Consider the following 7,688-nt stretch of genomic DNA (forward strand, 5'->3'; position numbering starts at 1 on the left):
AAGGAGTAGAAGAATGAATAAAACTATTACTGTAAATTGTGCTTTGGAGCAGTTTAAGGACAAAGTAACTGAAAAAGAAGTTACTTATTTAAAGCTTACTGCTGATGTTATGGGTATTACAATTAGATTAAAGCCTTATGACGCAACTACTGCACAGCTTTTGAAAGTGTTTTTGACTTCTAAATAAAACAAGTTGAGCAAGAACGGGTAAACATATTTTATTTTCCGTAGCCGACTGCAGACGGCTTAAGAAAAAAGTATTTTAAATACTGTTTGCAGAGCCTTTGCGGGTTGGGCTAATCAATCCGCTTTTATTTATAAGGGGAAAGAAGTATGGAAGTAATTTTATTAGATAAAATAGGCAATTTTTATTTATATTATGATTTTCAAGCTGAAAAGAAGTTTCTTTTAGTTATGAAAGATTATGATTATCGGTTGTATTTTAAAAAAGAATTAGAAGCTAGAAGATACGCTCATAAACAATATATAAATTATTTGAATTGGTTGTGTAGATAAGGTTTTTAATGAAGAAAATTTAATTTAAAGGGGGTGAAACGATTATGGCAATAAGACCTTATAAAAATCCCGCAAGACGTGCAACACAATATGTTCAAGAATTAAGGCAGGGTATGGACATTTACGGTTATCCATTAAGGAGAACAGAAAAGGCTTTTCGTGCGGGTTATTTGCAGGCTAGACGAGACTCTACAATCGCTTATAATCTTAAGACAGGAAGAAAGAAGCCTGAAGATTATGGCATTAAACCTTATAAGAATAAAAGAAGATAATTTTTTATAAGGTGAAGCTGTGCTATCGGCTATACGGGCATTTTTTTTAAGAAAAACTAAAAATTTGCTGTGCTATCGGCTATACGGGCAGGGGGTGATTTTATGAATTTTGTAGTCAAGAAAAAAGTCAATAGTGTGAAGTTAAGTATATTGATTTTAATGTCGATATTTTTTTGTATTCTTTTTAGTTTTTCTACAGGTGAAATAGCGGTTAAAGCTGAAACGGTAGATAATGAATATGGTTATTTAAATGTTCGTGTAGAAGATTATGTTTTGTATATTGATTATGAATTTTATAAATATAAATCTTCTAATGATAATGTTTATATCTGCGAATATGAAATTTTGCGTAATGTCAATGGAAGTTATAAAACAGAATATTCAACACGATTTGACTATGTTACTGGTTCAGATAAATTGAATAAACTTTATAATTATAATATTGGTTTGTTTTCAATACCTTATCGTTTTAAAGTTGGCGAAACTTATATGTTTTTAGTTGAAATAAGTTATGCGGGAAGTAATGGTATTCCGTATGGTGTATTATATAATTCACGTGCTTATTTTAACCCTGCAGAAGTTGTTGAATTCCCGCCTGTTCCTGTTGTCGAAGGTTATGAGTTTGCGGGCTGGTTTTATGACGAGGAATTGACAGACGCTTATGACGGGGAATTAATTTTTGAGGATACAACGCTTTATGCAGGTTGGCGTAAAACAGAACGTCCTGTAATGGAGCATTTTAATTTTGTTGGTTGGTATTATGACGAGTCTTTGACTGAACCTTATAATAATGAAATTATTAAATTAGATACTCCATTATATCCGAAATGGGTTAATAAAAAATATATGATTAATTTTGTATGTCCTCCACTTTTTATTAATTCTATTCAAGTTGATAGTCTTACAGAGTTTACACCTGAAAAGTTACAAAGACCTGGTTATAATTTTGAAGGTTGGTTCTTGGATGATACATTTACGGTTGAATGGGTTGACGGTAGTCCTGTAACTAGTCCTCTTACGTTATATGCGAAGTGGAGTGTTATAATGTGTAAAGTTACTTTTATCGTTAATGGTGATACTTATGCTGAATTGGATGTGCCGTGGGGAACTGCTTTGGTTTCTGCTCGTGAATTTTTACAAAATTATTACCTTCAATCTTTTGAATTATATATTGATAGCGAACTGGCACAAGAGGTTGATTATAGTGATAAAGTAAATAAAGATATGGTTTTATACACTAAAGTAGTTAATACTACTGAACCCCAAGAGCAAGTATGGTATTTGGTGGTTTTTGATTGGATAAAAGAGAATTGGTTATATCTTTTATTACCTATTTCTGCTTTAGGGGTTATATTACTTTTAATAAAAATTTTAAAGGGGGGTAAATAGTATGAAGTCTAAAAAAAGATTTTTTGGTTTAAAGACAACGGTAATTTTTCTGTTGTTAATTTTTAGTTTACTTTCGATTATAAGCAGTATGTTTGTTTCTGCTGCTGGTGTTGATAATACTGTTTTAAGGTTGTATTCTATTGATTTTAAGTTAGATGATTATGCAGAAACATATGGTGTTGTCGGTCAGGGTTATCCTGTTGAACTTTGGCAAGAAGGAAACGATACTGAACGTGTCGTTATGACGTTGGAATATCATTATGACAATAATAGAATGTATCTTTCCGTTGCTGAAGGTAGTATAGTAACTTTTGAATATGATTATAACCCTATGCGACAATGGAAGTTTAAGTTTAAAGGTAAAGAGTATGAAGCAGAAAAAGTCAATATAATGCTTTTGAAATTATCTGATTTTGCTGAAAAAGACCCTGCAAAAATTCCTGAACAGGTTGTTAATTTGCCGCCTGTTACCGTTTGCGATTGGAATGGCAATCCTTTGTATTATACAGAGGACGGTTTTTTGTTTAATGATAAGGCAGAAGTTTATTATGATGATATTAATGATACTAGTAATTTGTTAAGAGTAACAAAAGAAGTAAAAAGTAATTCGGATATGTTGTCTAGTGAAGGTAGCGGAAAGTTTGTTTCTTTAAGTGCTAGTTTAAATACTGTGCGTCCTTTGACTGATGTGGAAATAGACGGTGTTACATATCAAATAATTAATGGTAATGGCGAACCTCTTGACGTTGACCCTGAAACTAAAAGATTGGTAAAGCCTGATTATAAAGTATCGTCTATTACAGTTAATGATAAATTATATGCTCTTGAGCCTAAAGCAGGCGGTTCGCCTATACTTGCCAAGTTAGTAGTCGAAAAAGACGGAGAAAATCAAATTGTTAATTTTTTTCAGGGTTATTGGGAAGTATTTAAACGTATATTAAATCCTTTTGCTTATAAAGAAATGGTGTCCGCTGTTGCTGAAAGATTTTATGTTCAAAAGTTTTATGATTTATGGGGACACGAAATTAATAAAGATTTGTATGTCGATTTAGGTATACAGCGTTGGTCTATTAAACCTGTAATGACTGTGGGCGATTATCTTGAAGCTATGTTAGAGCGTGGTCAACCGTTTTTAGTTGACGGTGGAGCAAAAACTGTCGGCGGTGAGCAATTATATGATAATTTAGGTTCTCCACTTTCAATTTTATATGGTCAGTTGATTGACGCCGCTGGTTATCCTGTTGTTTGTTATGTTGATGACCCTAATGATAATTCTGACAAATTAGTGCCTCGTCCTGTCTTTTATGCTGACGATGTTTATTATGATTATAATGGTGAGCAATTAGAAGTGTTAGAATATGGTGGTCTTTTAAGACTTTGCAAAAATGGAGTGCCTGTCAGAAGTGTGATTTCTGATTTGCAACGTGGCGAAGAAATGTATTTTGTATATATGTCTGACGGTGTTACTATGATACCTTCTTTTGTTGATATAGATAGCGAAGGTGATATTTATTACAAAGATTTAGACGGTAATGACATAAGCAAGATTATAGTTAAGCCTAATATTAATATTACTGATTATTATCGTAACAATCCGACAGAAAAATCTATGTCTAGTTGGGATAAGTTTTGGCATTATTTTGTTATTACTTCTGCGATTGTTCTAGCTGTCGGTGGTTTTATTTTAATAATTGCTTTGATTGTGAGGATTGTAAAATTTGTCAAAGGTAATTAATAGAGGTGGTTAATATGTGGGAGTTTATCAAGCAATTATTTGATTTTAGTAATTGGTCAACTATGACTTTTCTTGAGCAGTCGATAAAAATATTTAAAATTACAGTGTTTGTATTGCTTGTTTTAGCTGTTTTGGGAATTTTAACTAAAATTATACGATTGATTATAGGTTTAATAAGGTTGTTCCGAAAATGATTTATATTTTGTTTGGAGTTGTTATAATTTTTATAATTTTTATAGTTTTAATCGTTTTTGTCAAAAAAAGAAAAAAACGATTGTGTAATGATTATGATGATGATTATTTTAAAATGCAGAATGAATGGTTAGTAGAGCAATTCAGGACTAGGAACGTTTATGTTTTTGGTAAAAAGAGAACCGGTAAAGATTTGCTTTTTGCCCACGTGATACATTTACGTGGGGAAAAGCATTATGCTAATATGCCTTATGATGAAAATACGGAAGTTATTGAACTTAAAAAAATAAATATTGGTGGAAATACTTTTGAGCATATTATTGAGGGACAAATAGAACCTTTTGAGCCTCAATTTGAGTTTGGACGAGATATATATTTATCTGATGCGGGTATTTTTTTTCCAAGTCAGTATCATAGAATTTTAGAGCAAAAATTTCCTGATATGCCGATATTTTTTGCTTTGTCTGGTCATTTATATGAACTTAATGTCCATTGTAATTGTCAAGAACTCGGTCGTGTTTGGGATAAATTAAGAGAACAGGCTGATTGTTATATTAGGGTGTTGGGGTGCAAGTGGTATCGTAATTATGCATTAGTTAGTTGTATTTCGTATACTGATTACAATGCCGCAGAACGCAAAATAAGCCCTCCAAGCCCTAATAAATCTGAAAAGAAGCTTTTGGAATTTTATGAAAAATATGGAGAGGTTGTATATCGAACTTTTAAGATATACAAAAGTTATCTTAAATATGATACTCATTATTTTAGACATAAATTTTTTAAAGATTGGTCAGAGGAGGTTTTAAATGCTTAAGCGTGGTAAACTTTGGTTAGATAAACAACGTAAAATAAATCGTAGATTGTATAAATTGCTTGTTAAATTGCTTAAATCTTATAGTTGTTTGTATTGTTCGCAACGTTGCGATTTACTTTGTAATGGTATAGTTAATGATTTGGGCAGGGGTGGACGGGAAAACTGTCGCACTAATGAATTACTTAATCAGATTAAAAAACGAGAAGCAGAATGTGATGCGGCTGAACGTGATGATGCTCTCGATAATGCCCCCACTTGATAAGATATCGTGATATTAAGATAATAAATATTATATTTTGTAAAAATTGCTTTTGATTTGGGCGGGTTTGGGCGGGTATTTCGTATTAGTAAAATAATATACTTTAGTAAAATAATATATTAAAGTATATTATTTTTTTTTAAAAAAAAATGAAAAATTTTTTAAAAAACGCTTGACAAAGTATAGCAAATGATATATAATTTAGTTAATAAAAATTAAAAAAAAGAGAGGTAAAAAATAATGAAATTTAGGACAACACAAAAAGAGGTTAAGAGCGGCTATAGGAATATTATTAGCGTGCCTTATTGCGCGTTACAAAGCCTGTTAAAATGTGAGGACGCTATTGCCTACACGGTGCGCGTTGAGGGTTGGGGCGCGGATGTATATGCTTTTGGAGATGTTGCAATAGTAACAGGTTACGCGCCTTTTGGAAATATTCGCTCTAGTTACGAAATTAATCAACGCTATGAAAAGCGCGCGCAAGAAATTGCGAACGGAATATATGATTGGGAAGAAAAGAAAACGTTATTGGCGGGATTAATTGCAGAATACATTAAAGAGGTAATTCAAAAATGAAATATAAAGCGTCATTAATGTTATATGATAACGATTTTAAGTATTATATTTTTGATACTTTTGCGTCAACAGAGCAAGCCTCAATTAATAAAGCTAGAAAAAAAGCAATAAAAAACGGTTTTAATAAATTAAATTCACAGGGTCAAATTAGTATTTGCAAGCGCAGAAATTGTGAATATGACGCAAACTATTACCATTATAAAATAGTTTTAGCGTGGAATTAATGCAGAGCGGCAGCGGGTCAATCCCGCTGTTATTTTATTATCTTTTTTTTGAAAAAAAAGTTAAAAAATTTTTAAAAAAAACTCTTGACAAAATCTATCTAATGATATACAATATAATTAACAAAATAAATTCAAAAAAGAGAGGAAACAATAATGCAAAAATTAACAGTAACTGAATTGATTTGGATAATCAGTGAGTTAGAAAATTCTGCTGAAGAAAGTATGCAAATTGCGGTTAAAATTAAGGATGATGAAGGACGCAAATTTTTAGAACGTAAAGCTGATTTATATTTTAATTTGGTAAAAAAAATACGCTTTGCTGTTCATAACAATGATAAGCGTATAGCAATTTTGTAAAAAAGAGAGGTAAAAAAAATGGGAAACAAAGTTAAAATTGAAGTTAAAATTTTGCATTATGTAAATGGGCAAAACATTCGGGCTATTGGTGATGTTGAGTCATATTTGGACAGTGGCGATATTGAGTCATTTTTGGATATTGACCCACTTTTTATTAATAAAGAATTATTAAGCGGTCAAATTTTGTCTTTGTCCGCTATTAATGATTACTGCAGCGCAATCGATAATTACTGTAGGAAAGTAGCGGGAAAGATGATACCTTATGATACCGAATGTGAGGGCTATTTGTTACTATTTTATTATGATGATGAGTTAATAAGTAGTGCATTACTAAATAACTATTCGGATTTTTTCGGTCATGACCTAGATTTAGATGATTTGGAGATAACGGAATGACACTTCAAGAAAAACTTCGCCAAGTCCGTTTAACAAAGGGGTTAACATTACAAGAAGTAGCGGGCGCTCTAGGGCTTAAAAGTAGAGCGTCCGTTCAACATTGGGAGTCGGGCTATCGTGTGCCGAAATTGTCAAGCCTCAAAAAGCTTGCCAAGCTATACGGGGTCGATGTAACGTATTTCATTTTGGACGATTAGCGCGGCTGTTCGGATTGAACCGTATTTGTAAACGTATGTTCCTAGCCTTGCCTTTCGGAGTGAGCCGCCCCCCCCACTTGTAACGCACTACAGCCCCGCACTTGATACACTGTTAATGGCAGCGGCGGTTAATTAATGCCTTGCCTCCCGTCGTTTCGCCGTTGCCCGCCTATTTGGTATCAAGTGCGGTCGGCGGCTGTCAAGAGGCAAATTGGAATAAATGGGGGGTAGCCCGTAGGGAGAACCGTTTATGCCGAGAAAACTCTTGACAGCCGCCGAATAAAGAGGACGCAAGCTGTTCGCGAGGTATCGTTAGAAACGTGTGGCGGGCGTGGGCATTTCCCACGCCCGCCTCGTTAGGCGGAAAGGTTTAGTGTTACCCTTTCCGCCACTTTTGAGACTTGAGACAAAATAAATTATTCGGGGTGAAAAAATGAGCGAAACATTCAGGAGTCGTTCTTGGCTTTTAACAATTAAATGTGCTGATATTACTTTGGATGAATTAAAAGAAAAATTAAAAGATTATGTTTATATCGGACAAAAAGAAAAAGGCGAAAAAACAGGATATGAACATTACCAAATATATATTGAAAATCCTACACAAATAAGGTTTGAGACGTTAAAAAACAAATTCCCGACTGGACATTTTGAAATAAGACGGGGAACGAAACAACAGGCATACGATTATTGCACAAAAGAAGAAACAAGAATAGGAGAACCTTTTGGCAACGGAGAGATTGATTTAGAAGATAAACAGGGAA

13 protein-coding genes are annotated in these 7,688 nt (G+C 33.1%); all 13 read left to right on the plus strand.

Going from position 1 to position 7,688, the window contains the following annotated elements; genetic code table 11:
* Window positions 1–13: 13 nt before the first annotated feature.
* Window positions 14–187: a hypothetical protein gene (locus VIL26_06290; protein ID HEY8390538.1), complete on the plus strand. Its 174-nt coding sequence runs from the start codon at window positions 14–16 to the stop codon at window positions 185–187.
* A 146-nt stretch (window positions 188–333) separates the two neighbouring features.
* On the plus strand, window positions 334–516 hold the full coding sequence (locus VIL26_06295) for a hypothetical protein (protein ID HEY8390539.1): 183 nt from the start codon (window positions 334–336) through the stop codon (window positions 514–516).
* A 44-nt stretch (window positions 517–560) separates the two neighbouring features.
* Window positions 561–788: a hypothetical protein gene (locus tag VIL26_06300; GenBank protein HEY8390540.1), complete on the plus strand. Its 228-nt coding sequence runs from the start codon at window positions 561–563 to the stop codon at window positions 786–788.
* A 102-nt stretch (window positions 789–890) separates the two neighbouring features.
* Entirely contained in the window at window positions 891–2,177 is a 1,287-nt protein-coding gene (locus VIL26_06305) for an InlB B-repeat-containing protein (GenBank protein ID HEY8390541.1), read from the plus strand.
* 1 nt (window position 2,178) lies between these two features.
* Complete coding sequence (locus tag VIL26_06310; protein ID HEY8390542.1) at window positions 2,179–3,912, plus strand: hypothetical protein; 1,734 nt, start codon at window positions 2,179–2,181, stop codon at window positions 3,910–3,912.
* A gap of 190 nt (window positions 3,913–4,102) precedes the next feature.
* Complete coding sequence (locus tag VIL26_06315) at window positions 4,103–4,918, plus strand: hypothetical protein (GenBank protein ID HEY8390543.1); 816 nt, start codon at window positions 4,103–4,105, stop codon at window positions 4,916–4,918.
* Window positions 4,911–5,177, plus strand: a complete 267-nt coding sequence (locus VIL26_06320; GenBank protein HEY8390544.1) for a hypothetical protein — start codon at window positions 4,911–4,913, stop codon at window positions 5,175–5,177. The genes VIL26_06315 and VIL26_06320 overlap by 8 nt, the downstream gene beginning before the upstream one ends.
* 240 nt (window positions 5,178–5,417) lie before the next feature.
* Window positions 5,418–5,753 carry a hypothetical protein gene (locus VIL26_06325; GenBank protein HEY8390545.1) on the plus strand — a complete coding sequence of 112 codons (336 nt, stop codon included), beginning with the start codon at window positions 5,418–5,420 and terminating at the stop codon, window positions 5,751–5,753.
* Entirely contained in the window at window positions 5,750–5,977 is a 228-nt protein-coding gene (locus VIL26_06330; GenBank protein ID HEY8390546.1) for a hypothetical protein, read from the plus strand. The genes VIL26_06325 and VIL26_06330 overlap by 4 nt, the downstream gene beginning before the upstream one ends.
* Window positions 5,978–6,130: 153 nt before the next feature.
* Entirely contained in the window at window positions 6,131–6,334 is a 204-nt protein-coding gene (locus tag VIL26_06335) for a hypothetical protein (protein ID HEY8390547.1), read from the plus strand.
* 18 nt (window positions 6,335–6,352) lie between these two features.
* Window positions 6,353–6,730, plus strand: a complete 378-nt coding sequence (locus tag VIL26_06340; GenBank protein HEY8390548.1) for a hypothetical protein — start codon at window positions 6,353–6,355, stop codon at window positions 6,728–6,730.
* The gene (locus tag VIL26_06345; GenBank protein HEY8390549.1) at window positions 6,727–6,927 is read left to right on the plus strand and encodes a helix-turn-helix transcriptional regulator; all 201 of its coding nucleotides are present in this window, start codon (window positions 6,727–6,729) and stop codon (window positions 6,925–6,927) included. The genes VIL26_06340 and VIL26_06345 overlap by 4 nt, the downstream gene beginning before the upstream one ends.
* A gap of 433 nt (window positions 6,928–7,360) precedes the next feature.
* The coding region (locus VIL26_06350; GenBank protein ID HEY8390550.1) for a hypothetical protein at window positions 7,361–7,688 on the plus strand (328 nt) is incomplete at its 3' end.

Source organism: Clostridia bacterium, assembly GCA_036562685.1.
Taxonomy (GTDB): domain Bacteria; phylum Bacillota; class Clostridia; order Christensenellales; family DUVY01; genus DUVY01.